This is a genomic window from Trinickia violacea, from assembly GCF_005280735.1.
Taxonomy (GTDB): Bacteria; Pseudomonadota; Gammaproteobacteria; order Burkholderiales; family Burkholderiaceae; genus Trinickia_A; species Trinickia_A violacea.
Genome location: NZ_CP040078.1, coordinates 2,108,606 through 2,134,681, shown reverse-complemented (window position 1 = coordinate 2,134,681; position 26,076 = coordinate 2,108,606). Strand labels below are relative to the sequence as shown.

The 26,076-nt window shown below is 64.5% G+C and carries 20 protein-coding genes; 6 read left to right on the top strand and 14 right to left on the bottom strand.

The window, feature by feature from the left end; all coding sequences use genetic code 11:
• Nucleotides 1-37 precede the first annotated feature (37 nt).
• Complete coding sequence (locus tag FAZ95_RS31685) at nt 38-1,498, top strand: efflux transporter outer membrane subunit (protein ID WP_137336368.1); 1,461 nt, start codon at nt 38-40, stop codon at nt 1,496-1,498.
• A 248-nt stretch (nt 1,499-1,746) separates the two neighbouring features.
• Here the strand turns inward: FAZ95_RS31685 and FAZ95_RS31680 are convergent, their stop codons facing one another.
• The 7 genes from FAZ95_RS31680 to FAZ95_RS31650 all read right to left on the bottom strand — a co-directional run bounded on the left by FAZ95_RS31680 (nt 1,747) and on the right by FAZ95_RS31650 (nt 11,404).
• On the bottom strand, nt 1,747-3,021 hold the full coding sequence (locus FAZ95_RS31680) for an MFS transporter (protein ID WP_137336367.1): 1,275 nt from the start codon (nt 3,019-3,021) through the stop codon (nt 1,747-1,749).
• Nucleotides 3,022-3,035: 14 nt separating this feature from the next.
• Nucleotides 3,036-3,851, bottom strand: a complete 816-nt coding sequence (locus FAZ95_RS31675; protein ID WP_137336366.1) for a peptidylprolyl isomerase — start codon at nt 3,849-3,851, stop codon at nt 3,036-3,038.
• 10 nt (nt 3,852-3,861) lie between these two features.
• Nucleotides 3,862-4,545: a respiratory nitrate reductase subunit gamma gene (narI, locus tag FAZ95_RS31670; protein ID WP_137336365.1), complete on the bottom strand. Its 684-nt coding sequence runs from the start codon at nt 4,543-4,545 to the stop codon at nt 3,862-3,864.
• Nucleotides 4,538-5,290, bottom strand: coding sequence for a nitrate reductase molybdenum cofactor assembly chaperone (gene narJ / locus FAZ95_RS31665; protein WP_137336364.1), 753 nt, complete (start codon nt 5,288-5,290; stop codon nt 4,538-4,540). Before narJ ends, narI begins: the two co-directional genes overlap by 8 nt.
• A gap of 1 nt (nt 5,291) precedes the next feature.
• Nucleotides 5,292-6,818, bottom strand: coding sequence for a nitrate reductase subunit beta (gene narH, locus FAZ95_RS31660; protein WP_137336363.1), 1,527 nt, complete (start codon nt 6,816-6,818; stop codon nt 5,292-5,294).
• Nucleotides 6,815-10,594: a nitrate reductase subunit alpha gene (locus tag FAZ95_RS31655; protein WP_137336362.1), complete on the bottom strand. Its 3,780-nt coding sequence runs from the start codon at nt 10,592-10,594 to the stop codon at nt 6,815-6,817. Before FAZ95_RS31655 ends, narH begins: the two co-directional genes overlap by 4 nt.
• Before the next feature lie 177 nt (nt 10,595-10,771).
• Nucleotides 10,772-11,404 carry a CGNR zinc finger domain-containing protein gene (locus FAZ95_RS31650; protein ID WP_137336361.1) on the bottom strand — a complete coding sequence of 211 codons (633 nt, stop codon included), beginning with the start codon at nt 11,402-11,404 and terminating at the stop codon, nt 10,772-10,774.
• 171 nt (nt 11,405-11,575) lie between these two features.
• Here FAZ95_RS31650 and FAZ95_RS31645 point away from each other — a divergent pair, with 171 nt between their 5' ends.
• From FAZ95_RS31645 to FAZ95_RS31625, 5 genes are all read left to right on the top strand, one after another.
• Nucleotides 11,576-12,271 carry an alpha/beta fold hydrolase gene (locus FAZ95_RS31645; RefSeq protein ID WP_137336360.1) on the top strand — a complete coding sequence of 232 codons (696 nt, stop codon included), beginning with the start codon at nt 11,576-11,578 and terminating at the stop codon, nt 12,269-12,271.
• A gap of 105 nt (nt 12,272-12,376) precedes the next feature.
• The gene (locus FAZ95_RS31640; protein ID WP_137336359.1) at nt 12,377-13,231 is read left to right on the top strand and encodes an alpha/beta fold hydrolase; all 855 of its coding nucleotides are present in this window, start codon (nt 12,377-12,379) and stop codon (nt 13,229-13,231) included.
• Between the two features lie 57 nt (nt 13,232-13,288).
• Entirely contained in the window at nt 13,289-14,260 is a 972-nt protein-coding gene (locus FAZ95_RS31635; protein ID WP_137336358.1) for a zinc-binding alcohol dehydrogenase family protein, read from the top strand.
• Nucleotides 14,261-14,306: 46 nt separating this feature from the next.
• Nucleotides 14,307-14,465, top strand: coding sequence for an SDR family NAD(P)-dependent oxidoreductase (locus FAZ95_RS31630; protein WP_254700016.1), 159 nt, complete (start codon nt 14,307-14,309; stop codon nt 14,463-14,465).
• 77 nt (nt 14,466-14,542) lie between these two features.
• Nucleotides 14,543-17,080 carry a penicillin-binding protein 1A gene (locus tag FAZ95_RS31625; RefSeq protein ID WP_437437753.1) on the top strand — a complete coding sequence of 846 codons (2,538 nt, stop codon included), beginning with the start codon at nt 14,543-14,545 and terminating at the stop codon, nt 17,078-17,080.
• Here the strand turns inward: FAZ95_RS31625 and FAZ95_RS31620 are convergent.
• From FAZ95_RS31620 to FAZ95_RS31590, 7 genes are all read right to left on the bottom strand, one after another.
• The gene (locus FAZ95_RS31620; protein WP_137336357.1) at nt 17,077-18,429 is read right to left on the bottom strand and encodes a TRAP transporter large permease; all 1,353 of its coding nucleotides are present in this window, start codon (nt 18,427-18,429) and stop codon (nt 17,077-17,079) included. The two genes, FAZ95_RS31625 and FAZ95_RS31620, sit on opposite strands and share 4 nt — an antisense overlap.
• A 5-nt stretch (nt 18,430-18,434) precedes the next feature.
• Nucleotides 18,435-18,914: a TRAP transporter small permease gene (locus tag FAZ95_RS31615; RefSeq protein ID WP_137336356.1), complete on the bottom strand. Its 480-nt coding sequence runs from the start codon at nt 18,912-18,914 to the stop codon at nt 18,435-18,437.
• A gap of 31 nt (nt 18,915-18,945) precedes the next feature.
• A complete protein-coding gene (locus FAZ95_RS31610; protein ID WP_137337696.1) occupies nt 18,946-19,938 on the bottom strand; it encodes a TRAP transporter substrate-binding protein in 993 nt (330 codons plus the stop codon).
• A 32-nt stretch (nt 19,939-19,970) separates the two neighbouring features.
• Complete coding sequence (locus tag FAZ95_RS31605) at nt 19,971-21,179, bottom strand: porin (RefSeq protein WP_137336355.1); 1,209 nt, start codon at nt 21,177-21,179, stop codon at nt 19,971-19,973.
• Nucleotides 21,180-21,440: 261 nt separating this feature from the next.
• Nucleotides 21,441-23,195 carry an L-arabinonate dehydratase gene (araD, locus tag FAZ95_RS31600; protein WP_137336354.1) on the bottom strand — a complete coding sequence of 585 codons (1,755 nt, stop codon included), beginning with the start codon at nt 23,193-23,195 and terminating at the stop codon, nt 21,441-21,443.
• A 308-nt stretch (nt 23,196-23,503) separates the two neighbouring features.
• On the bottom strand, nt 23,504-25,084 hold the full coding sequence (locus tag FAZ95_RS31595; protein WP_137336353.1) for an aldehyde dehydrogenase (NADP(+)): 1,581 nt from the start codon (nt 25,082-25,084) through the stop codon (nt 23,504-23,506).
• Nucleotides 25,085-25,107: 23 nt separating this feature from the next.
• Entirely contained in the window at nt 25,108-26,049 is a 942-nt protein-coding gene (locus tag FAZ95_RS31590) for a dihydrodipicolinate synthase family protein (protein WP_137336352.1), read from the bottom strand.
• Nucleotides 26,050-26,076 lie beyond the last annotated feature (27 nt).

Sequence of the window (26,076 nt, the reverse complement as noted above, 5' to 3'; positions counted from 1 at the left end):
GTATTATAGTCACAACAGAAACCTCGTAAAGACGCTCATGCTACCCAAACATCTCCTTGCCACGGTCATCGTCGCCAGCCTCTCGACAGGCTGCGCTGTCGGTCCAGATTATGTCCGGCCCAATGTCGCCATGCCCGTGCAGTTCCAGGGCCAGACCGCGGTGGGTCACCGGAACGCGGTGGCCAGTGCTGATCTCGTAACGTGGTGGACAGGTTTTGGTGATCCGCAACTGACACGATTCGTCACATTCGCCCTGGAACAAAACCTGGACCTCGCACAAGCCAACGCACGCGTCTCACAGGCGCGCGCAGGAGTCGGGGCGGCGAATGCCGCGTTGCTGCCGTCCGGCAATCTCAGCGGCCAGGCGGCCCGGGTCTACCAGTCGGTTGAAACTCCCTTGGGACGGGTCCTGAACTCGACGCCCGGTTTCGATCGCTATGGCAACGACTACGAGGCCAATTTCAGCGCGAGCTGGGAACTGGATGTGTTTGGTGGCCTGCGTCGCGGGCGGGAAGCGGCACTCGACGACTATCAGGCTTCAGAGGCCGGCGAGGTCGCCACGCGCCTGGCTGTGGCGGCTCAGACTGCCGACATCTACATCACCATTCGTGGATTGCAGGCTCGTCTGCAGGTGGCCCGCAAGCAGTTGCAAACGCAGCAGGACCTGCTTTCGACCATCAAGCTTCTGTACGGGAAAGGCCTGGCGGCCGACCTTCAGGTGAGCCAGGCTGAAGGCGCGCTGGCGCAGGTTCAGGCATCCATCCCGGTCCTCGAGGCGGGCCTGGATGCGGCGATGAACGCGCTGGATGTGATGCTGGGTTCACAGCCCGGCACGCATCGGGCGGGACTGCTCGAGGGCGGCGATATCCCGGCCGCCCCGCGAATCGCGGGCGCCGGATCGCCTGGCGAGTTGCTCAGGCGTCGGCCTGATCTGATCGTGGCCGAGCGTCGCCTTGCTGCATCGAACGCGCGTATCGGCGTGGCAATAGCCGAGTATTACCCCAAGCTGTCGCTCAGTGGACTGATTGGGAGCGCCACCTCGGTTGCCAGCGGCAACCTGTTCAGTAGCGGCGCCAGTCAGGCTGCCGGCGTGCTTGGGCTGCGCTGGCGTCTGTTCGATTTCGGCCGCATCAATGCGCAGATTAATGAGGCCAAAGGCCAGGAAGCCGAGATGCTTGCCGCGTACCGGCTTGCAGCACTGCACGCAACGGAGGACGTCGAGAATTCTTTCTCGGCACTCGTCAAGCGCGAGGAGCAGGCTGCCGTTCTCGCGCAGGGTGTGACTTCGCTGAGCCGGGCGCGAGCGGCCTCGTTCGCGGCGTATCAACAAGGCGTCGTTAGCCTGATCGAAGTCCTGCAGGCCGACGATAACCTGCTACGCGCCTCGGATGAGCGGGTGCAGGCGCAAGCGGAATCAGCACACGCAGCGGTCGCCGCATTCAAGGCCCTCGGCGGGGGGTGGAACCCCACGGATTCTGAGACCGTTGCAAGCCGATAGGACCACCGCTCCCGGCCCGCTCCGGTCGGACACTTTCGTTTGCGGCCTCCTCCGATAGTCAAGCTCGGTGTTCTGTTTTCGGCGCCTGAAGATGCGCAGGGCGCACGACGGGCGAGTGACCGTTGGTAATTCGAGAACAGCCACAACTGGTGCAATGGCCTGACTGGCGGGAATGGGTCGGATACGGTCTTCGGCCCTGCTGCCGCTTCGGTGTTCGCGAACACCGATCGCAGCACTCGCGATTTCCCCTACACCCCAACGGGCCCAGCGACCGGCGTCCTTCGCACTTCCGAAAAGTAAATCAGGATCAGCGACACCCAAACGACCCCATAGAGGAACATGAAGCACGTCGATCGCACGCGGAAATAGTCGAGCAACATGCCGAAAATAATCGGCAAAAGGAATCCGCCGAGGCCCCCGGCCAAGCCGACGATCCCCGTGACTACGCCCATGTTCTCGGCAAAATCATCGGCCACGTATTTGAATGTCGACGCCATGCCGAACGCGAACACCGCTCCGAGCACGAAGGTCAGCGCGACAAAGGCCACCGCGGACACGTGCAGGTGAATGCTGGCCGTGCCGTCAATCGTGTGGATCACGAAATCGGTCGGCGGATAGGACAGCAGGAACAGGCAAATCCACGCGAGCCACAGCCCCCACCACGTCACGCTATGCGCGCCGAAGCGGTCCGCGAGTCCGCCGCCTACGGCTCGCAGCACCGACCCAGGCAACGAAAAGCCGGCGGCAAACGCGGATGCCATCACCAGCGACATCCCGTAGTCGGCTTTGAGGTATTGCGGTATCCACAGCGACAACGAGGTAAAGCCGCCAAACGTAATCGAGTAATACTGGCAAAGCCGCCACACGCGCGGGTCGCGCAGCACCTTGAACGATTCGAGCCACGACCCTTTCGCCTTGCCGGCACCGGGATCGCGCGCTGAAGCAAACCAGAAGATCACTGCGGTCACGAGCAGCGCAACCGCATAGACACGCGGCACAAAGCGCCATCCGTAAGCCGCCTGAAGCTGCGGCGTGACGAACAGGTTGACTGCGGCGCCCACCGTGCCCGCGCCGAAGAAGCCCATCGCGAAACCGCGGCGCTTAGGGGGAAAGAACCGCGCGACATACGGCGTGCCGACGGCGAACGACGCGCCCACACAGCCGAGAAAGAGCCCGATCAACAGGAACTGCCAGTACTCGGTCGCATAGCTGACGATATAAACGGGCACCGCGCACACCACCAGCAGCACGGTCATCACGATGCGTCCGCCGAAGCGATCGGTCCAGGTGCCGAGCGGCAGCCGCATCAGCGCCCCCGTCAAGACCGGCGTCGAGGTCAGCATGCCGAACTCGGTGCTGTTCAGCTTCAGTTCCTCGCGCAGCGGCACACCGAGCACGCCGAACATCATCCACACGACGAAGCAGACGAGAAACGCCAGCGTGCTCGCCAATAGGACAGACCACGCTTGCGCCGATACGGCGGGCGCCGCCGCTGCTTTTCCTGTACCGCTTTGTGTACTCATGCTCACTCCGTCGTTTATTGCACCAGCGGACCGTTGGCCTCGCCGAACGCGACCCCTTCGATCTTGGCGCGCGACGCCAGGATCTCCACGTACTGCTGCGTCGCCTTGAACCGCACGCGCTCGTCGAGGAACCGCGCGATTTCCGGCTCGACGGTCTCGAAGGCTTCGGGCTCGCCCGGCGCGCGCCGCTCGATGCGCACGATGTGAAAGCCGAAGCGCGTGTTGACGAGGCGGCTCAAGATGCCGGTCTCCTCGGAATCGAATATCGCGCGCTCGAACTCGGGCACGCTGTCGCCTCGCAGCAGTTGGCCGAGGCTGCCGCCCACGCCTGCCGACGGACAGTTCGACACCTCGCGTGCAACGGCTTCGAAACGATCGGGCGCGGCAAGCACTTCGTGCAGCGTCGCTTCCGCTTTGCCGCGCAGCAGCGCCAGCGGTGCGCGATCGGTGACCGCGAACAGAATGTGGCTGGCGTAGACGATGTCGTTGCGTCGAAAGCGCGAGGCGTGACTTTGGTAATAGCGCTCGCAGTCTGCGCGTGTGGCTGCGGGCACAGTCAGTTCGCGCTCCAGCAATCGATCGACAGCGGCATCGTCCAGCGGATCGGCATCCGCGATCAGTTCGAGCGCGACGGCGCGCTGCCGCAGCAGCTCGCGGATCACGAGTGCGCGCCGGCCGGCGTCGAGCGGATCGGCTGCGTCGGCGTGATGCCGGGCTTCGTCGGAAATCGACGCCGCGTCGATCGCCACGCCGTTCACGCTCGCAAACGCAGCGTCCTGCGCGGCCCTTTCCGCGGATGGCGGAAGCTCGGATGGCAAAAGCGTGCTCATGTTCGCGACCTCAGCGCTTGCGTACCAATTGGTACGGACGGATCAGATAAGCGATCGACGCCAGACCGCTCCAGATATGCACCATCCGCGTGAACGGCGCGACGAGGAAGATCGTGAAGCCGAGCGCGATATGCACTTGATAGGTCAGCGGCACGCCGACGAGCAGCCCCGCCACGCCCGGCCTGAACGTGACGACACCCTTGACGTAGTCGCTCAGTTGCTCGAACAGCACGCCATCCATATGGCGCATCGACAGCACGACCGTGCCGAGGCCAAGCGCAAGCTGCACCCACAGCATCAGCACGATGAGGATGTCCCACAGGCGGCTGTTGCGTCGAATGCGGCTGTCCGTCAGCCGCCGATGAATCAGGATGGTCAGGCCGACGATGGCCACGACGCCCGACACGCCGCCGGCCACCATCGCAATCAATTGGTGACCCGAAGCCGTCAGAAACGGCGAGACCAGCCAATGCGGCGCGAGAAACCCGGCGAAATGGCCCATGACGACCACGAGCACGCCCCAGTGAAACAGGTTGCTGCCCAGACGCAGTTGCCCGTGCCGCAGCAGTTGCGACGAATCGCTCTTCCACGTGTACTGCTCGCGGTCGAAGCGCACGAGGCTGCCGAGCAGCAGCACCGCGAGGCAGAGGTACGGATAGATACCGAACAGGAACTGATGGAAATAGTCACCCATGCCGGTTCTCCTGGTTGCGATTGGGCTTCGACGGCGACGCGGCGCCGCCGCTCGGGCGCCGTTCGTAGAATTGAATCGGTTCCTGCGCCGGGGTCGCCGCGCCGACGAAACGGACCGGCTCATCGGCCCAGGCCGCGTCGAGCGCGCGATAGTCGGCTGCGCTCGGCGGCGTCTTGGCATCGTCATCGCCGACGGTTTGCAGCGTGTCCGCGCCGCCGACGCCCGCCAGCGGGAGCATGGCGCCGATCACGAAGCTGTAGGCACTGCCCCGCTTCGTCAGTTGCGTGGCGATCGACTGCAGGATCGCGCCGATTTCCGCGAGCAGTGCGCGCCCTTCCTCTGCGGGCAAGCGCGACACATATTCGAGGAACACCGGCAGGTAATCGGGCAGTTCGCCGGGAGCAAGCTGCAGTCCGTGCTGCTCGTACATCTGCAGCAGATCCACCATCGCCTGGCCGCGATCCCTCGATTCGCCGTGCACGTGCTCGAACAGATAGAGCGAGGTCGCTCGCCCGCGGTCGAACAATGCGACGTAGTTCTCCTGCAACGTCATGAGATCGCGCGTTTCGCAGTAGTCGATGAACTGGTCGAGCGCCGCGTGCGCTTCGCGCGTGAAAGCGCGCTCGCCGCGCAACCGCTCGCGAGCCTCGGGCAAAGCGGCAAGCAGTGCCTCATCCGGATAGTCCAGCAGCGCGCCAAGCACGGCATACACGAGGCCCGCCGGCATCATCGCATTCGATTTCATATCAGGACTCCTGCCGGATCGGGATCGTGCGGCTGCCCTTCTTCGGGCTAAAGAGGCTCGCCTCCGACTTGCCGTCCGAGCATCCGTTGCCGAACGAAAATCCGCACGACGAGCGCAGGTCGAACGCATCTTCCGCGTACTCGCGATGTGTCGTCGGAATCACGAAGCGGTCTTCGTAATTGGCGATCGCGAGATAGCGGTACATGTCCTCGACTTGCGCGACGCTCAGCCCGGCCTGCTTCAGCACGCCGGGCGCTTCGATCTGATCGACGTGCCGCGCGCGCATGAAGGCGCGCATCGCGAGCAGCCGTTCGAGCGCGAGCTTGACGGGCGCTTCCTTGCCGGCCGTCAGCAGATTCGCGAGATAACGCAGCGGAATGCGCAGCGATTCGACATCGGGCAGATAGCCGTTCATGCCGAGTTCGCCGCTATTGGCCGCCGCGTTGATCGGCGAGAGCGGCGGCACATACCAGACCATCGGCAACGTGCGGTACTCGGGATGCAGCGGAAAGGCGATTTTCCAGTCGATCGCCATCTTGTAGACGGGCGAGCGTTTGGCGCCTTCGATCCACGCAGCGGGCACGCCGTCGCGCTCGGCCTGTGCGATCACCTCAGGGTCGTTCGGATCGAGAAAGACCGACAACTGCGCCTCATACAGATCCTGCTCGCTCTCGACGCCCGCCGCCGTGCTGATGCGATCGGCGTCATAGAGCAGGACGCCGAGATAGCGAATGCGGCCGACGCACGTTTCCGAGCAGACAGTCGGCTGGCCCACTTCGATGCGCGGATAGCAGAAGATGCACTTCTCCGCTTTGCCGCTCTGCCAGTTGTAGTAGATCTTCTTGTACGGGCAGCCGGACACGCACATGCGCCACCCGCGGCACTTGTCCTGATCGATCAGCACGATGCCGTCTTCTTCGCGCTTGTAGATCGATCCCGACGGGCACGACGCGACGCAGGCCGGGTTCAGGCAGTGCTCGCACAGCCGCGGCAGATACATCATGAACGTGTTTTCGAACTGTCCGTAGATGTCTTTCTGCACGTTCTCGAAGTTGTAGTCCTTCGAGCGCTTTTCGAACTCGCCGCCGAGAATCTCTTCCCAGTTGGGCCCCCACTCGATTTTCTCGAGCCGCTCGCCGCTGATCAGCGAGCGCGGCCGCGCGACCGGCATGGCCTTCGTATCGCCCGATTGCTGCAAATGCGCGTAGTCGAAGGTGAACGGTTCGTAGTAGTCGTCGATTTCGGGCAGATGGGGATTCGCGAAGATCTTGGCGAGCAGGCGCCACTTGCCGCCCTGGCGCGGCTCGATCTTGCCGTCGCTCTTGCGGGCCCAGCCGCCGCGCCAGCGGTCCTGGTTCTCCCAGTCCTTCGGGTAGCCGACGCCGGGCTTGGTCTCCACGTTGTTGAACCACGCGTACTCCATGCCCTCGCGGCTCGTCCAGACGTTCTTGCAGGTGACCGAGCACGTGTGGCAGCCGATGCACTTGTCGAGGTTGAGCACCATCGCGATCTGCGCACGCACTTTCATGAGGCTTCTCCTTCGCGGACCGGGTTGGCAGGGAGCGGGTTCGCCGGCGCGGACGGCGCTTCGTCGAGCCAGTCGACGTGCTTCATCTTGCGCACCACCAAAAATTCGTCGCGATTCGAGCCCACGGTGCCGTAGTAGTTGAAGCCATAGGACAGCTGCGCATAGCCGCCGATCATGTGGGTCGGCTTGAGCGCCACGCGGGTGACCGAGTTGTGAATGCCGCCGCGCGTCCCGGTGATCTCGGAGCCCGGCGTATTCACGATCTTCTCTTGCGCGTGATACATCATCACCATGCCGTGCGGCACGCGCTGACTGACCACGGCGCGCGCACACAGGGCACCGTTCACGTTGAAGCACTCGATCCAATCGTTGTCGACGACGCCGATCTGCTTCGCGTCGCGCTCCGACATCCACACGATCGGCCCGCCGCGCGAGAGCGTCAGCATCAGCAGGTTGTCGGTATAGGTGCTGTGAATCCCCCACTTCTGGTGCGGCGTGATGAAGTTCAGCACGATCTCGGGGTTGCCGTTCGAGTGCGTGCCGACCATGCGCTCGTAGCTGCCGTTTTCGATCGGCGGCTTGTAGACGCACAGCGATTCGCCGAACGCGCGCATCCACACGTGATCCTGATAGAGCTGCTGGCGCCCGCTCACCGTGCGCCACGGGATCTGCTCGTGAACGTTCGTATAGCCCGCGTTGTACGACACGTGTTCGGATTCGATGCCGCTCCAGGTCGGCGACGAGATGATCTTGCGTGGCTGAGCCTGGATATCGCGGAAGCGGATTTTTTCGTCGGCGCGCGCATCGGCAAGATGCGCGTGTTCGATGCCGGTCATCTTCGAGACCGCTTCCCAAGCCTTGACCGCCACGGCGCCGTTGGTCTCGGGCGCAAGGGACAGGATCACCTCGGCCGCGTCGAGCGCCGTGTCGATGCGCGGACGGCCGTTGGCACAGCCCTCTTCCGCGACGCGATAGTTGAGCTCGCCGAGCAGCGCGACCTCGTCCTTGGTGTCCCAGCTCACGCCCTTGCCGCCGTTGCCGAGCGTGTCCATCAACGGACCGAGCGACGTGAACTGCTGATACGTGGCCGGATAGTTTCGCTCGACCACCATCACCGAAGGCATGGTCTTGCCCGGCACCGGCTCGCATTCGCCGAGCTTCCAGTCCTTCACCTCGAACGGCTGCGCGAGTTCCGCGGGCGTGTCGTGCGCGATCGGCGCCAGGACCACGTCGCGCTCGACGCCCAAGTGGCCAACGCTCAACTCGGAGAATCGCTTCGCGATGCCCTTGAAGATCTCCCAGTCGCTCTTCGACTGCCACGCGGGATCGACCGCGGCCGACAGCGGGTGAATGAACGGATGCATGTCGGACGTGTTCATGTCGTCCTTTTCGTACCACGTCGCCGTCGGCAGCACGACGTCGGAATACATGCAGGTCGTCGACATGCGGAAATCGAGCGTGACGAGCAGATCGAGCTTGCCGCGCGGCGCCTCGTCGTGCCACGCGATGTCTTCGGGGCGTGCGTGCCCGTCTTTGACGACCTCTTCGCCCTGCACGCCATTCGTCGTGCCGAGCAGATGCTTCAGAAAATACTCATGGCCCTTGCCCGACGAGCCGAGCAGGTTCGAGCGCCAGACGAACAGATTGCGCGGGAAATTCGCGGGATGGTCGGGGTCTTCGCACGCCATGCGCAGACTGCCGGATTTCAGGCCACCTGCCACCGTCGCGCCGGCGTGCGCCGGGTCGGCCAGGCCACGCCCCACGTCGAGCGGATTCTCGGCGAGCTGCGGCGCGGACGGCAGCCACCCCATGCGTTCGGCCCGCACGTTGTAGTCGATCGGCGCGCCATGAAAGCGCGTCTTGTCCGCGAGCGGCGAGAGCAACGCGGTCGGGTCCATCGGGTCGTAGCGCCATTGATCGGTATGCGCGTAGAAGAACGACGTCGCGTTCATCTGGCGCGGCGGCCGGTGCCAGTCGAGCGCAAAGGCGAGCGCGGTCCAGCCGGTCTGCGGACGCAGCTTTTCCTGACCGACGTAGTGCGACCAGCCGCCGCCGGACTTGCCGATACAGCCGCACATGATCAGCATGTTGATGATCGCGCGGTACGACATGTCCATATGGAACCAGTGATTGATCCCGGCTCCGATGATGACCATCGACTTGCCCTGCGTCTTGTGCGCGTTCTCCGCGAACTGGCGCGCCACGGAAATCACATCGGCGCGCTTCACGCCCGTGATCGCTTCCTGCCAGGCGGGCGTGTACGGGAGATCGTCGTCATAGCTCGCGGCGATGTCCTTTCCGCCCAGCCCTTGATCGAGGCCGTAGTTCGCGACGAACAAGTCATAGACGGTGGCCACCAGCATGTCGCCGTTGCGTGTCGCGATCCGGCGCACGCCGATCCTGCGCGAGAGCTCGGAGGCATGCGACGTGTGATTGAAATGCGCGTGCTTGACGTTGCCGAAATACGGAAACAGCACGTCGACCACGTCGTCGTGCGCGTCGGCGAGCGTTAGGCGCGGCGTGATCGGCTCGCCCGATGCCGACTCCTCCTTCAGATTCCACTTGCCTTTGTCTTCGCCATCCTTCTGCCCCCAGCGGAAACCGACCGAGCCGACCGGCACGACAACCGCGTTGGTCGCCGCATCGACCATCACCGTCTTCCACTCGGGGTTGTTCGCCTGACCGAGCGCATCGTCGAAATCCGACGCGCGCACGAGCCGCTCAGGCACATAGCCGTCGCCATGCGGCACGAGACGCACGAGACAAGGCATGTCGGTGAAGCGGCGGCAGTAGTCGGCGAAGTAATCGCTCTTGCCGGCCAGATGGAATTCCTTGAGGATCACGTGGCCCATCGCGAGGGCCAGCGCCGCATCGGTGCCCTGCTTCGGATGCAGCCAGATATCGCCGAACTTCGCGCCCTCCGCGTAGTCGGGAAAGATCGACACGATCTTGGTGCCCTTGTAGCGCACCTCGGTCATGAAGTGTGCGTCCGGCGTGCGCGTCTGCGGGACGTTCGACCCCCACATCATGATGAACGTGGAGTTGTACCAATCCGCGGATTCGGGGACGTCGGTCTGCTCGCCCCACGTTTGCGGCGACGCGGGGGGAAGATCGCAATACCAATCGTAGAAGCTGAGGCACACGCCCCCGATCAACGACAGGTAGCGCGAGCCCGCCGCATACGAGACCATCGACATCGCCGGGATCGGCGAGAAGCCGATTACGCGGTCGGGCCCATGGCGCTTGACCGTATAGACGTTCGCTGCGGCGACGATTTCATTGACCTCGTCCCAGGTCGAGCGAATGAAGCCGCCGAGGCCACGGCGGCTTTGATAGCTGCGCCGCGCCGCATCGTCCTCGACGATCGACTGCCACGCTTGCACGGGTTCGAGCGTGCGGCGGCGTTCGCGCCAGAGCTTGACCAGCGCGCTGCGCACGAGCGGATATTTAAGGCGGTTGGCGCTATAGAGGTACCACGAGTACGAAGCGCCCCGCGCGCATCCGCGCGGCTCGTGATTGGGCATGTCGGGGCGCGTGCGCGGATAGTCCGTCTGCTGCGTTTCCCACGTGACGATGCCGCCTTTCACGTAGATCTTCCACGAGCACGAACCGGTGCAATTCACGCCGTGCGTCGAGCGAACGATCTTGTCGTGCTGCCATCGCTGCCGGTAGGCGTCTTCCCACTTTCTGTCTTCATCTGTGACAGCGCCGTGACCGTCGGAGAACTGGGGGCGGGCTGTCGTGAAGTAACGTAACCTGTCCAGAAAGTGGCTCATACGCGTTACGCCTCTATGGGTTTGGTTCTGAGATGGCACCCATTCTGGCTGGGGATTCTATGTCACATTTTGATATAAGTCAGAAAACAGCGTAGGACTGACAAAGCCTTCGCCCGCCCGATTGCGGACGTACATATCGGCCTTGATTGATTGAAGCGATCGCGGGCCCGCGTCAAGTCAGCTGGCCTCGCGTTCCTTGAGACGCTTGCGGTGAGCGGCAGCCTTCGCGCGATTGCCGCAAATCGCCATGCTGCACCACCGGCGCGCGTGGCCGCGGGTGTGATCGGCAAACATCAACGTGCATCGCGGACCTTCGCATGCCTTCACGTGTGTGAAGTCCTCGTCGCACACCAGTCTCGCGAGCGCTTCTGCGATCGGCGTCAACAATGACTCCGGCGACTTCCAGCGCCGATTCGAGCGGAATTCGAAAGTCGATTCCGCGTTCGTGTCGGCTGCGACGATTTCTCCGTATCGCTCGTCCCGCTCGAGCAGCCGATTCAATGGCGCCAGCTCGCGGACGTCGCCCGCCGCCAGCGGCCGGCCTTTTCTCTCCCGCACGAATCCTCTGAACCATTCCCGTAGCGCGCGCGCCTGTTCGGCGACAGCGTCGAGCTCGGCCGGCTCGGATTGCGCGCGCATCGCCGCGAGCGCTTCGCCCGGCACCATCCCGGCTTGCTCCAGCCAGGCGAGCAAGCCTTCTCCATCGCTGATCCAGTCGACTTCTTCATCGACCGGCGTCGCGACTGAATTCAGGAAATCGAGGCCCAGGGCGTCGGCCACAAATATCGCGGGGATCTGACGGTAGTCCATTCGTGCAGCCAAATGTGAAATATCGATGACAGAATCGTAACCACTAAAAATGCACTTGACAAGTTACTCTACGCACAAGTAACCTTTATAAAATCATCAAACAGGTTACTAGACGCCGGGATAACAACGGCGCGTCACACGCAACATCCACTTTCTGTAAAGGAGCGCGACATGGCTTTGGGCAACGTGAGCGTGGTGCTGGTGCACGGCGCATGGGCGGACGGATCGAGCTGGAGCAAGGTGATCAATCGTCTGAACGAACAGGGCATCCGTGCGGTCGCGGCTCCGCTGCCGCTCACGTCGTTGAGCGACGACGTCGCCGCGCTCGATCGAACGCTCGAACGGATTGACGGCCCCGTGGTGGTCGCCGGCCACGCGTATGCGGGCGCCGTGATCGGAGCGACACGCGCAGCCAATGTCGAGGCGCTGGTCTATGTCGCCGCGCTCGCGCCTGACGAGGGAGAAACGGTGGCCGACGTGTTCCATCGCGGCGAAGCGCACGCACAAGCGCCGCAGCTCGCGCCGGATCGCCACGGACGGATATGGCTGCCGCACGACGCGTTCGCGAGCGCGTTTGCTCAAGATGCGACACCAGAAGAGTGGGCGGTGCTGGCCGCTGTCCAGCGCCCCATTGCGGCGGCGTGCATCGGCGAAGCGGTTGGGCGTCCGCTGTGGAGGGATCGCCCCAGCTGGTTCCTGATCGCCGAGCGCGACCGCCTGATCGCCCCCGCCACCCAGCACTTCACGGCGCAGCGGATGCATGCGCAGGTGCGCTCATACCAAGCCGATCACACGCCGATGGTCACGGCTCCCGACGCCGTCACCGAAATCATCGTCGAAGCGGACCGGTCGATTTCTTCTCGCTGATTTTTTGGGCCGCGCCTCGCTGCGACCGACACGCGGGCCGCGATGCCGAACATCGCGTGCCGCATTGATCTCCTGCCTGACCCGTTTTCTCTCTGGAGGGAAGCCATGACTGCCACTACCTATCGCCACGCCGACGTCGACGGTTTCAAAGTGTTCTATCGCGAAGCGGGCCGCTCCGGCTCGCCCAAGCTGCTGCTCCTGCACGGTTTTCCGAGCTCGAGCCACATGTTCCGCGACCTGATCCCGAAGCTCGCCGATCGTTTTCATATCGTCGCGCCCGATCTGCCCGGCTTCGGTCAGTCCGACATGCCGAGCCGGGACACGTTTACGTACACGTTCGACAACCTCGCCAACGTGATCGACCGCTTCACGGAAGTGATCGGATTCGATCGCTTCGCGGTGTACGTGTTCGACTACGGCGCACCGACCGGTTTCCGCCTTGCGCTCAAGCATCCCGAACGGATCGCCGCGATCATTTCGCAGAACGGCAATGCCTACGAAGAGGGACTGAGCGACGGCTGGAATCCGATCCGCGCGTATTGGAAGGACGCCACCCCGGCCAATCGTGAAGCGCTTCGCACGCTGCTCACGCACGAGGCGACCGTCTGGCAATACACGCATGGCGTACCCGATGCGGCGTCCGTGTCGCCGGACGGCTATTCGCTCGACGCGTTCTATCTGAACCGCCCAGGCGCGGACGAAGTTCAGCTCGACCTGTTCCGCGACTATCGAAGCAACGTCGCGCTGTACCCCGCGTTTCAGGACTATTTCCGCACGCACCGGCCGCCGTTCCTGGCCGTCTGGGGCAAGAACGATCCGTTCTTTCTGCCCCCGGGGGCGGAGGCATTCAAGCGCGACATGCCGGACGCCGTCGTGCGCTTCTTCGATACCGGCCATTTCGCGCTGGAAACACACGCGGCCGAAATCGCCGCGGCCATTTCGGAGTTCCTCGTCCGCTGACCCGGGTGTCGGCGGTCCGCATCATCAGCAGTGTCATCAACTAGCAGGAGAGTGGTCATGCGTGCAATCGTGCTCGACAAGTTCGGCGGTATCGATAGCCTCGTCTATACGGAGCTGCCGGAACCCGAGCCTCTGGAAGGCCATGTGGTCATCGAAATCAAGGCGTTCGGCCTGAACCATGCCGAGATGCACATGCGGCGCGGCGAGTGGGCCGAAGCGGCCCGCGTGAGCGGCATCGAATGCGTCGGCATCGTGAAATCGTGCCCCGGCGGCGAGTTTCCGGTCGGCGCGAAAGTGGCGACGTTGATGGGCGGGCTCGGGCGGACCATCAACGGCAGCTACGCGCAATACACGCGGGCGCGCGTCGAAAACGTGGCGCTGATCGAGTCCGATTTGCCGTGGGCGGAGCTTGCGGCGATTCCGGAAACCTATGCGACGGCATGGACGTGCTTGTTCCGCAATCTCGAGATCGAAGCGGGGCAAACCGTGGTCATTCGCGGCGCGACATCGTCGTTGGGACAGGCCGCCGTGAAGCTCGCCGTGAATGCCGGCGCCAAGGTGATCGCAACGACGCGCAATTCAGCGCGCTTTGCGAAGCTCAAGGCGATGGGCGCGTCGCGCGTCGAGCTCGAAGGGCCGGACCTGTCGAAGCGCATCGCCGAGGCGAAGCAGATCGATGCGGTGCTCGACCTCGTCGGCAACAGCACGATCCTCGATTCGCTCGACATGTTGCGGCGCGGCGGCCGCGCGTGTCTCGCGGGCTGGCTCGGCGGCCTCGCGCCGATTGCCGATTTCAACCCGCTGGCGCAAATGCCGAGCGGGGTGCAACTGACGTTCTTCGCCAGCTTCGTGTTCGGCACGCCCGGTTTTCCGCTCTCGGATATGCCGCTGCAGAAGATCGCCGACGACGTCGCTGCCGGCCGGCTCGACGCCAAGCCGTCCCGCGTGTTCGGCTTCGATGAAATCCACGAAGCCCATCGTGTGATGGAGGCGAACGAGGCTGTCGGCAAGATGGTCGTGGTGCATTGACGCCGTACTTAGTGAAGTAATTAGTGACGCAACTAGGAGACGCAACGTGTCCACCAAAGTCGCCATCGTGACGGGCGCGAGCCAAGGCATCGGCCGCTCGACCGCCATCCGGCTCGCGCGCGATTTCGATTCGATCGTGCTCGTCGCGCGCAACCGCGAGAACCTCGAAGAGACCGCCGCCGAAGTCGAAAAGGCGGGGAAGTGAAATCGATCTGAATCACCGGCGGCTCACGCCCCGCGTTTTGGTACGATGCACGCTTTCCCAGCCGACCCCGTGCCCGCGTGAGCCGCCGATTCGTTTCACTTGTCCGTAGCCATTTGTCGACGTGGCTCGCCCGCATCAAGCCCATTATCGCAACCGCTATCGCGAGCGGATCGGCACGGCTGAAGCCGCTCGCCGCCTCCGGCTGCGCGTGGCTGTTGCGTGCGCTGGCCGCCGCGCTGTTCCACCTGCGCCACCCCACGCGACGCGGCGTGATGCTCGCCATCGCCGCCGTGCCCGCAGCCTTCGTCCTTTACGTGCTGCTCTTGATTCCGTTCACGCCGAGCATCGGGGACATCCGCAAGGCGCGCGTCGATGAGCCCGCGCAAATCATGTCGGCCGACGGCAAGCTACTCGGCGAATTCAAGCCGAGCAACCGCGACTGGGTGACGCTCGCGGACATCTCGCCGCATATGGTGGATGCGCTGATCTCGACCGAGGATCACCGCTTCTACGAGCACCACGGCATCGACTTTCGCCGCACGGCGTCGGCGGCGCTGCACACGTTCTCGGGCGACCGCCAGGGCGGCTCGACCATCACGCAGCAACTGGCCCGCAATCTCTATCCCGACGAGATCGGCCGCGCCCCTACCCTGACCCGCAAGCTCAAGGAAGCGATCACCGCGTTCAAGATCGAAGCGGTGTACAGCAAGCAGCAGATTCTCGAAACGTACCTGAACACGGTGCCGTTTCTCTACAACGCGTATGGCGTCGAGATGGCCGCGCGCACCTATTTCGGCAAATCGGCCGACCAGCTCGACATCCTCGAGAGCGCAACCCTCACCGGCATGCTCAAGGGCAACAGCTATTACAACCCGGTGCTGAACCCCGAGCGCGCGTTGCAGCGGCGCAATACCGTGCTCGCGCAAATGGTCAAGTACGGCAAGCTCACGCCCGCCGCGTATGCCTCGCTGCAGAAGAAGCCGCTGCGCCTCGATTTCGAACGGCAGATCGAGCCGCCGGGCCCTGCGCCGCACTTCGCGCAGCAACTGCGCAAGTGGCTGATCGCGTGGGCCGACCGCAACGACTACAACATCTACTCCGACGGTCTCGTGGTCCGCACCACGATCGACTCGCGCCTGCAGGCGATGGCGACGCAGGCCGTCAGCTGGCAAGGCAACCAGCTGCAATCGATCGCCAACGGCGCGTGGAATGCCCGTACCGGCTGTGCGCCGGGCAACGATCTGTTCAAGACGTTCATGCGCGAATCGCCCGAATATCGCGCGGCCAAAGACGCGGGACAAAGCGACGAAGACGCCCTGAAGCACTTGAGCGCCGACAGCGGCTTCATGCGCAAGCTGTGCAAGGACAAGAACGACGTGCAAGCAGGCTTCATCGCGATCGATCCGCGCAACGGACAAATCAAGGCGTGGGTCGGCAGCCGCGACTTCGGCGACGAGCCCTACGATCACGTGCAGCAGGCGCGCCGGCAACCCGGGTCGACCTTCAAGCCGTTCGTCTACGGCGCCGCCTTCGCGGCCGGCGCCAAACCGGACGACACCTTCATCGATCAACCGGTGGCGATCACGCTGACGGGAGGCGAAATCTGGCGTCCGAACGACGACGTGCCGCCAAGCGGCCGCCCGATGACGCTGCGCGATGCGCTCGCGTTCTCGCGCAACCGCATCACGGCGCAATTGATGGAAAGCGTCGGGCCGTCCAAGGTCGTCCGCGTCGCGCGCGCCATGGGGGTGCGCGACAGCGAGCTCAACCCGGTGCCGTCGCTTGCGCTGGGCACGAGCCCGGTCACGCTCAAGGAAATGGTCTCGGGGTACGCCACCATCGCGAACGACGGCGCCTATCTCGAGCCGCGCATGGTCACCCGTATCGAGGATCACAACGGCAACGTGCTGGCCGAGTTCGAGCCTCCATCGCCGGAACGGGCGCTGCCGGTTGCCGCGACGCAAACGCTCATCGACGTCATGCGAGGCGTCGTCGATCGCGGCACCGGCTCGGCCATCCGCACGCGGTTCGGCATCCGAGCGGACGTCGCGGGCAAGACCGGCACGACGCAAGACAATGCGGACGGGTGGTTCATCCTGATGGACCCGCAACTGGTCGCCGGCGCCTGGGTCGGCTTCGACGACGGCCGCGTGACGCTCGGCAGCGACTACTGGGGGCAAGGCGCGCACAGCGCGTTGCCGATCGTCGGCGATTTCTTCCAGCGGGCGCTGCGCGCACGGATCGTCGACCCGCGCGCGAAGTTCATGACCGAGCCACAGCCGAGCGCATTCGAGCAGTTCCGCGACAAGCTGCGTGCCTGGATCGACACCTTGTTCGGCTCGAAGCCGAAGCCGGTAGCGCCGCCCGTCCGGCGCTCGCCTCCGCGGACGAATCCGGCGCCCGTCGTAGCCGAAACCGCCGCGCCTGCCTCGGTTCCGGCTTCGGGTGTTGCGGCTTCGGGTGTCGCGGCTTCAGTCGTCGCGGCTTCGCCTGAGCCCGCCGCGCTGCCGCCGATTCTTCCGTCTCCGTCCGAGACGGCCAGCGCTGCCGCTCAGGCTTCCGGCGCGCTCCCCGTTGAAGAGCCGGGATCGACGCCCACGCCGACACCCGATTAAAAGACCGGATGGCCGTTGATCAGGCTCGGCAGCCACGTCGAAAACGACGGGAAGTAAGTGACGATATTGATCGCGCTAAAAATAGCGAGGTAATACGGCCAGGCGATTTTCGTGGTCTCCCCGATCGACACCTCGCCGATCGCGCAGCCGATGAACTGCACCGATCCGATCGGCGGATGGACCAGCCCCAGCGAGCAGTTCAGCAGGATCATGATGCCGAATTGCACCGGGCCCACGCCGTTGTGCATCGCCATCGGCAGGAACAGCGGCGTCGTGATCAGGATGTGCGCCGCCATGTCGACGAACGTGCCAAGGAACACCTGGATGACGTTGATGTAGAGCAGCATCAGCCAAGGGACGGTGGTCGCGTGTTCGAGCAGATGTTCGATCGCATCGGGAATTTCCAGGTAGGCCATCTGGAAACGCAGCATGTTCGACACGCCGATCAAGAGCAGCACCACGCCGGTCGTGCGCGTGGCGCGGGCCAGCGCAACGCCGAGCTTCTTCGCCGTCATCGTGCGATACACGACGAACGTCAACACGAGCGAATACGCCACCGCGATGGCCGCCGCCTCAGTCGCGGTCGCGATCCCCTTCGCGACGCAAGTCAAGATGATGAGGATGACCATCAGCCCCGGCAGCGCGCCCACGAACGTCTTGCCCACCGTGAACCAGCCCGGAAAGTTCGGCAGCTCGGACGAACCGTCGGGACGGCGCGGGAAGCGGTATCGCACCGCTTGCCAGTAGGCCGCGAGCAGCACGAAGCCCATCACCCACAGCACCGGAACGAGCCCGGAGAACAGCAGGTCGCCGATCGACACGCCGCTCACCGACTGCCCCGCCACGATCCCCGTGATGCCCTGCGCGGCGAGCGCGTAGATGATCATGTTGGTGGAGGTCGGCATCAGCGCGCCCGCCAGCGACGCGTGCGTCGTGACGTTGACCGCATAGGCCGCGCTATACCCTTCGCGTTTCATGAGCGGAATGACCACGCCGCCCATCGCCGACGTATCGGCGGTCGGCGAGCCGGAGACGCCGCCGAACAGCGTGCAAGCGACGACGTTCGCCATGCCAAGCCCGCCGCGGAAATGACCGACGGTCGCCTGCGCGAAACGCAGGATGCGGTCGGCGATCCCGCCGTGCAGCATCAGCTCGCCCGAAAAGATGAAGAATGGTACCGCCAGAAACGAAAATGCGTTGATGCCCGACACCATCGACTGCATGGCGGTCGCGAGCGGCAGCCCTTCGTGCAGGTAGGTCAGCACGCACGACAACCCGAGCGCGAACGAAACCGGAACCCCGAGGACGAGAAGGACAAGAAAACTGAGGGTGAGAATCGCAAGTTCCATAGGGATCAGGTCCGCTTGCGCGCGATGAGCGCCAACAGGTGTTCAATGCAGAAAAGAATGGTGCAGATGCCGGCCACGAACGGAATCAGGTAACGGATGGCCTCGGGCAAGCCGAGGATCGGAATCTGATCGTCGAAGGTGGTCATGGCCATCTGCTTCGAGCCGTAGCACATGGCGATCGCGAACGCGATCATGCTGAGCTGCTGAAACGCCTTCAGCACGACCTGTCCTTTCGGCGGCAGCTTCGACACGAGCGAGTCGAGGCCGATATGCCCGCCGTCGCGAACCTTGAGCGCCGCACCCATGAAAGCGACGACGAGCACGAGAAGCAAGCCGACCGGCTCGACGTAATCGGGCGCGTTGTCGAAGACGTAGCGCATCACCACGCCGACCATCACGAGCACGCACAGCACGGCAAGACATATCGACGCCAGCACGGCCACGACGCGCGCCACGATCTGGTTCTGCTGCTTCACGAAGTTCATCACTCGACTCCTTACACGTTGACCGGCGCGCTTACTGGACCGCCTGGATCTGATCGACGATCTGCTTCATCTCGGGCGTCTTCTCGTACTTCGCCCAGACCGGCTGCATCGCCTTCACGAACGCCGCGCGATCGACCTGCGACGCCGGGATGATCTTCACGCCGGCCTTGGTCACGGTCTGCACGCCCTCGTTCTCCTTCGCGGTCCACAGCTTCTCGTAGTACGGCACCGAGTCGGCCGCGGCCTTGCGGATGGCCGCCTGCTCTTGCGGCGTGAGGGTGTCCCAGATCTTCTTCGAGAACACCACCACTTCCGGCGTCATCGAATGCTCGGTTTCCGAGTACACCGGCGCCACTTCGTAGTGCTTGGTCTCGACATACGACGGCACGTTGTTTTCCGCCGAATCGATCAAGCCGGTCTTGAGCCCCGTGTAGACCTCGGCGAACGGCATCGGCGTCGGCGTGCCGCCCATCGCCTTGATTTCGTCGACCATCAGATCGGACGGCTGCACGCGCACTTTGAGGCCCTTCATGTCGGCCGGCGAATGAATCGCTTTCTTCGCGTAGATCGAACGCGCGCCGCTCTCGTAGAAGGTCAGCGCGATCATGCCCTTGGCCTGGAAGGCGTCGAGGATCTTCTGGCCGGCGGGGCCGTACATGGCCTTGCGGAAGTGGTCGATGTCGCGGAACAGGAACGGCAGCGACGGAATCATCGAGTCGGGCACGATGCCGTTGAACGCGGCGGCGTTGGCGCGGACCATGTCGATCGCACCGATGCGCACTTGATCGATCGTGTCGTTTTCCGAACCGAGCGCGCTGTTGCCGAAGACCTTCACGGTGTCCTGGCCGTTGGTCTGCTTGGCGATTTCGTCGCCCATGTATTTCAGCGCCATCGTGGTCGGGAACGTATCGCTATGCACGTCGGCGACGCGGAACACATGCGCCTGTGCCGTTCCCGCGCCGAGCGCGAGGAACGAGGCCGCGACCATCGATGCGATGGCGGACAGGGTGTATTTCTGCTTCATCATTTGTCTCCTCCAATACGGCTTCTACGTCGTTAAAACTGGTGGTTGATACCGAGCGTCGCCGCGAACTGGCTGCGGCTCGAGGCGGCCGATTGCTCGCCGATGCTCGCCGTCGCCTTGACAGGTTTGCCGTTCGTGCCAAGCGTCTGGCCGTTCGCCCGCTGATAGGCTTCGAGCAGGTAGATGCGCGTGCGCTTCGACAAGCTGTACAGCTGCGTCAGGTTGATTTGCTGGTAGCTCGCCGCGTCCTGAATGCCGTTCGCCTGCGTCGCGCGCGTGTAGCTGTAGCCGGCGGCCAGATCCCAAGGCGTCGCCGGCCGGTAGTGCAGCACCATGCCGCCGGTGTTGAAGATCGCGGTCGTCGAGAAGCCCGAGCTGATGCCGGGGATGTACTGCACGTTCGAGTACGACGCCGAGACATCCCACTGCGAGTTGAACCGGTAACCGCCCGTCACGGCGAAGCGCTGCTGCGCCGCTGCGTTCTGATAGCCGTTCGTGATGCTCGAGACGCCCTGCTCGCCCGTGCCCGAGTAGGCCGTCGAGCTCGCGCTCCAAGCGCCGCCGCCATGGGTCGCGTTGTTGAAGCGCGCAAAGCCGACGCCGATCCCGGCCTGGCCGGCCAGGTATTGCGCGCCGATGCTCCACGTCGAGCCCGCATTGAAGCTGCCGGCCACGCCGCCCAGCGCGTACATGCCGCTGAACTTCAGGCCGCCGAACGACGGCGACGTGTAGACGAGCGCGTTGTTGATGCGGTAGTCGGTATCGAGCGCGTCGAGATCGCCCGGGTGAGTGCCGAATGCGCCCGTCAGCCAGGTGGTCGGGCTGTACGGCGAGAGCATCACGTAGTACGGCGTGTACTGGCGTCCCATCGTGAACGAACCGTAAGTGTTGTTGGCCAGGCCGACCCACGACGCACGATTGAACGCGAGGCCGGCCTTGGCCTGTGCGCCGGTGTCGATGTTGAAGCCTTCTTCGAGCTGGAAGATCGCCTTCGTGCCGCCGCCCAGGTCCTCGCTGCCTTTCAGGCCGAAGCGCTCGCCGCCCCACACGCCTTCCAGCATCTTGACCACCGATTTGCCGCCCGTGGTCGCGCCCGTCGACGGCGCCTGGCTGCTCAAATAGCCGACGCCGGTATCCACGATGCCGTACAGCGTCACGCTGCTTTGCGCAAACGCGCCCCCCGTGGCGAGCATGGCCGCCATGCCGGCAAAAGCCAGCTTGGCCTCTTGAACCTTTCTCATCAGATCTCCTTTCCTCGTTCGCGTTATGGCGGCTTTGCTTGCCGCTTGAAAATGTCTGGCTGCCGAGTGATGCCCAGTAATCACTCGCGTTATCGCCTATCCATCGATGCTCTGTCGATTCGATATGGTGTACTAAATTAACGCCGCACCATCTGGTCCCCGTGTGCGACCTGATGATCTCGGTGCCGCTCGTTGCTCCAGCCGGTTACTGCGCTATCGCGGCTGCCTTAGGAACCTCCCCCAGGCGGCCGCACGTCTGCCTCAGTGAATTTCCGGCTCCGCGGCTTGGCCGCCGGCGCCGCATTGCCCCGCGCCTTCGCGCTGCAGGAAATCGAAGTCGCAGCCCTTGTCGGCCTGCATCACGTGGATCTGGTGCATCGCGCCGTAACCGCGCGTGAAACGCGGCGCCGGGGCCACCCACGCGGCCTTGCGGCGCGCGAGCTCCTCGTCGGAGATCAGCACGTTCAGCTTGCGGGCCGGCACGTCGAGCTCGATCAGATCGCCGTCTTTGACGAGCGCGAGCGGCCCGCCGATGAACGATTCGGGCGCCACGTGCAGCACGCACGCGCCGTAGCTCGTGCCGCTCATGCGCGCGTCGGAAATGCGCAGCATGTCGCGCACACCCTTTTGCAGCAGCTTCTTCGGAATCGGCAACTGCCCCCACTCGGGCATGCCGGGCGCGCCGATCGGCCCCGCGTGCTGCAGGACGATCACGCTGTTTTCGTCGATGTCGAGCGCTTCGTCGTCGATGCGCGCCGACATGTCGTTGTAGTCCTTGAACACCACCGCGCGGCCGGTGTGCACGTGCAGCCGCGCCTCGGCTGCGCCCGGCTTGATCACCGCGCCATCGGGCGCGAGATTGCCGCGCAGCACGGCGAGCCCCGTATCCGGCATCAGCGGCGCGCTGCGGCGGAAGATCACTTCGTCGTTGAAGATTTCCGCATCCGCGATGTTTTCGCCGAGCGTCTTGCCGTTCACCGTGCGTTGCGTGCCGTCGATCAGATCGCCCAGCTCCTTCAACATCGCGCGCAAGCCGCCCGCGTAATAGAAGTCTTCCATCAGGTATTGGCCGGTCGGACGGATATTCGCGAGCACCGGCGTGCGGCGCGAGATGTTGTCGTAGCGGCCGAGCGTGAGGTCGATGCCCGCGCGGCGTGCGAGCGCGATCATGTGCACGATCGCGTTGGTCGAGCCCGACAGGGCCAGGCACGTCGTCACGGCGTTATCGACGGAGCCCGCGGTGATCAGGTCCGAAGGCTTGAGGTCTTCCCACACCATCTCGACGATGCGCATGCCCGTTTTCGCGGACATCTGCGCATGACGCGAATCGGCGGCCGGAATCGAGGCGAAACCGGGCAAGGTGAAGCCGAGCGCTTCGGCGGCACTCGTCATCGTCGAGGCGGTGCCCATCGTCATGCAGTGGCCCGGCGAGCGCGCGATGCCGCCTTCGACGCCCTTCCAGTCGTCCTCGGTGATGTTGCCCGCGCGCAGATCGGCCCAGTACTTCCAGGTGTCGGAACCGGAGCCGAGCGTGCGGCCGTTCCAATTGCCGTTGAGCATCGGGCCGGCCGGCAGGAAGATCGCCGGCAGATCCATCGAGATCGCGCCCATCAGAAGCGCCGGGGTGGTCTTGTCGCAGCCGCCCATCAGCACGACGCCATCGGCCGGATACGAGCGCAGCGTCTCCTCGACTTCCATCGCGAGGAAGTTGCGATAGAGCATCGTGGTCGGCTTCTGGAACGGCTCGGAGAGCGTCTGAACCGGCAGCTCGATCGGGAAGCCGCCCGCCTGCCAGATGCCGCGCTTGACCTCTTCCACGCGCTGCTTGAAGTGCGTGTGGCACGGATTGATCTCGCTCCACGTATTGAGGATCGCGATCACCGGCTTGCCCGCAAACTCCTCGCGGCTGTAGCCCATCTGCGCGGTGCGCGAACGATGGCCGAACGAACGCAGGTCGTTGACGCCATACCAGCGATGGCTGCGCAGTTCCTCGGGTGTCTTTCTCTTCGTGCTCACTTCGAATGGCTCCAGAAAACGCAGCCGGCGAGACGCTCGCCGCAACTGGTCGGGGACGACAGCAAGGGGATGTGAGGAGAATGAGAAAATTTGACTGACAACACAGCCGAATCAAACATCGTGTCTCCGCACCATCTCTTTATTGGAACGATCCGCCGGATGGGTTTCCTGGCAGGATCCACCCCGCACGGCTCAAGGATGAGCGAACATACCGAGTCGCGCGCAATGATGTCAAGCAACTTTACAAACTACCCAGACTACTGCTTTTGTTCGCGATTGCCGAACCTGCCGGCAACCGCTTCACGCCTTTAGCGGCGCTCGAGCGCCCCGTCGCGCAGACGCCAGAGGCCGAGCGGGTTGTCGTCGCGCAGCGCTTCGGGCAACAGTTCCGCCGGCAAGTCCTGATAGCAGACGGGCCGCAGAAAGCGCTCGATCGCCATCGCCCCGACCGACGTCGTGCGCGCGTCGGACGTCGCGGGGAACGGTCCGCCATGGACCATCGCGTACGACACCTCGACGCCGGTCGGAAAACCGTTCGCGAGGATGCGTCCCGCCTTGCGTTCGAGCGTCGGCAAGAGGCGCTGCGCGAGCGCGTAGTCCTCGCGATCGATCTGCAGCGTGGCGGTCAGCTGCCCTTCCAGGTGCTCGGCGACGCGCAACAACTCGTCCGCGTCGCGGCACGCGACGATCAGCGACGCGGGCCCGAAAATCTCGTCCTGCAAATGCTCGTTCGCGAGGAATTGCGCAGCAGTCGTCCGAAACAGCGCAGCCCGTGCAGCGCAGTGGGCATCGCTTGGCGCGCCGTCGGCCACGCGCGTCACGTCGGCCGCCTGCGCCCGAACATCGATCCCGTCCCGGTAAGCGGCTGCGATGCCCGCGGTCAACATCGTCTGCGCGCTTTTCTGCGCGAGGCCGCGTGCCGTCGCGTCGACGAAGCGGTCGAGCTCGGCGCTTTCGAGCGCGATCAACACGCCCGGATTGGTGCAGAACTGGCCGACGCCGAGCGTGAGCGAATCGACGAATCCTTGAGCGATGGTCTCGCCGCGTGCGGCCAGCGCGGCCGGGAGCAGGAACATCGGATTGACGCTGCTCATCTCCGCGTAGACCGGAATCGGCTCCTTGCGGCGTGCGGCGATGCCGGTCAAGGCCAGGCCGCCGCGGCGCGAGCCCGTGAAGCCGACCGCCTTGATCGCCGGATGCGCGACAAGCGCCTCGCCCACTTCGTTACCCGCGCCGATCAAGAGCGAGAACACGCCCTCGGGCAAACCGCTGTCGGCGACGGCCTTCTGGATCGCCCGGCCGACCAGCTCCGACGTGCCCAAATGCGCCGGATGCGCCTTCACGACGACCGGACAACCCGCCGCGAGCGCAGAGGCGGTATCGCCGCCCGCGACAGAAAACGCGAGCGGAAAATTGCTCGCACCGAACACGGCAACGGGGCCGAGGCCGATCTTCTGCGCACGCAGATCGGAGCGCGGCAGCGGCTTGCGCTCCGGCAACGCCGAATCGAGCACCGCGCCGCACCAGCGGCCGTCGCGCACGAGCGACGCGAAGAGCTTCAACTGCCCGACCGTGCGGCCGCGCTCGCCTTCGAGGCGCGCCATCGGCAAGGCGGATTCGAGATGCGCGCGCTCGATCAGCGCATCGCCCAAAGCCAGAATATTTTCCGCAATCGATTCGAGCAGACGCGCGCGCGTTTCGAGCGGGGCCGCGCGAAACGCGTCGAACGCTTGCGCCGCCAGTTCGCAGGCACGCGCGACATCCGCTGCGCCGCCCGCGCCGAACGCGGGCTCGATCTCCTGATTGCGCGCCGGATCGAATGCGCGCAGCGTCCCGTTCACGCCCCGCACTGCCGAGGCGCCTAACAACATTTCACCTGCAATCTGCATCGCGTCTCCTTCGTTGGTCAGTCTCAGGCGTCGCAACTTTCCGCCACGACGCTCCGCTCGAAGTCTAGCAACGCTTGCGCCGCCGCGCGGACCGCGGCGTGATGTTCCTTCGGCGTCGCGCTGAGCAGCGGCAGCATCGCGCCCATGTCGGCGATGCCCGAGAACGTCACGGCGTCGTGCAGCACACGGATCAACGAAATGGTGTCGCGCAGCGTTTCGAGCGGCATGAAGGCATCGTAGAGGCGCTGGGCATCGGCGGCGCGCGATTCGCGGGCCGCGCGCAGCAACTCGGCGACCGAGCGCGAAGCGATGCAGCCGGAACCGGTCGTCCACGCGGCCAGGCCGAAGTCGCGCACGTGGATCAGCGCCGGGCGCTCGCCCATGCCCGACACGACACGCGCCGGGTTCACGCTTTGCAGCAGGCGGCGCAGATAAGGATCGTCCGCCGGATTCTCACGCACGATCGCGTACTTCACGGCGGCGAGCGTGCCGCCGTCGACGAGGCGCGCGAGCGTATCGATATCGACATAGCTCTCGCTCTTGATGTAAAGCGTGAGCGGAATGCCCGCGGTGTCCGCGATCCGCTCGAGCCCCGCCTCGACGCCTTCGGAAGTCGTGAAGCCCGCAAGCGGCAGCACCATGGCCGTGCGATACGACGTTTGCGCGAGGATGCGCGCCTGGTCGAGCATCTTGCCGAAGTCGGGGCCGATCGCCGGAATCACCCGGGTGTCCGGCCCGGCGCTCTCCGCCAGCATGTCAAGCAACTCGCGGTACTCGCTCACCGCGACGTGGTAGAAGTTCGCGTTGCCGCCGTAGAGCAGCGTGCGCACGCCGCCGCGCTCGATGTGGCGGATCAGCTTCTGGTTCTCGGCGACGTCGAGCGACAGATCGGCGCGGCGCGCAAGCGGCGGCACCGCCATGACGGTCGAGGCGAATTCGCTCTCGACGATTGGGGACACATTCATGAGGTCTCGTACCGGAGATTGTTTTCG

Coding starts and splice junctions, on each gene's coding strand:
- FAZ95_RS31685 (WP_137336368.1), top strand. CDS start 38: ATGCTACCCAAACATCTCCTTGCCACGGTCATCGTCGCCAGCCTCTCG.
- narI (WP_137336365.1), bottom strand. CDS start 4,545: ATGGGTGACTATTTCCATCAGTTCCTGTTCGGTATCTATCCGTACCTC.
- FAZ95_RS31675 (WP_137336366.1), bottom strand. CDS start 3,851: ATGAGCACGCTTTTGCCATCCGAGCTTCCGCCATCCGCGGAAAGGGCC.
- narH (WP_137336363.1), bottom strand. CDS start 6,818: ATGAAAGTGCGTGCGCAGATCGCGATGGTGCTCAACCTCGACAAGTGC.
- FAZ95_RS31680 (WP_137336367.1), bottom strand. CDS start 3,021: ATGAGTACACAAAGCGGTACAGGAAAAGCAGCGGCGGCGCCCGCCGTA.
- FAZ95_RS31615 (WP_137336356.1), bottom strand. CDS start 18,914: ATGAACTTCGTGAAGCAGCAGAACCAGATCGTGGCGCGCGTCGTGGCC.
- FAZ95_RS31640 (WP_137336359.1), top strand. CDS start 12,377: ATGACTGCCACTACCTATCGCCACGCCGACGTCGACGGTTTCAAAGTG.
- FAZ95_RS31620 (WP_137336357.1), bottom strand. CDS start 18,429: ATGGAACTTGCGATTCTCACCCTCAGTTTTCTTGTCCTTCTCGTCCTC.
- FAZ95_RS31590 (WP_137336352.1), bottom strand. CDS start 26,049: ATGAATGTGTCCCCAATCGTCGAGAGCGAATTCGCCTCGACCGTCATG.
- FAZ95_RS31610 (WP_137337696.1), bottom strand. CDS start 19,938: ATGAAGCAGAAATACACCCTGTCCGCCATCGCATCGATGGTCGCGGCC.
- FAZ95_RS31635 (WP_137336358.1), top strand. CDS start 13,289: ATGCGTGCAATCGTGCTCGACAAGTTCGGCGGTATCGATAGCCTCGTC.
- FAZ95_RS31655 (WP_137336362.1), bottom strand. CDS start 10,594: ATGAGCCACTTTCTGGACAGGTTACGTTACTTCACGACAGCCCGCCCC.
- narJ (WP_137336364.1), bottom strand. CDS start 5,290: ATGAAATCGAATGCGATGATGCCGGCGGGCCTCGTGTATGCCGTGCTT.
- FAZ95_RS31605 (WP_137336355.1), bottom strand. CDS start 21,179: ATGAGAAAGGTTCAAGAGGCCAAGCTGGCTTTTGCCGGCATGGCGGCC.
- FAZ95_RS31595 (WP_137336353.1), bottom strand. CDS start 25,084: ATGCAGATTGCAGGTGAAATGTTGTTAGGCGCCTCGGCAGTGCGGGGC.
- FAZ95_RS31650 (WP_137336361.1), bottom strand. CDS start 11,404: ATGGACTACCGTCAGATCCCCGCGATATTTGTGGCCGACGCCCTGGGC.
- FAZ95_RS31645 (WP_137336360.1), top strand. CDS start 11,576: ATGGCTTTGGGCAACGTGAGCGTGGTGCTGGTGCACGGCGCATGGGCG.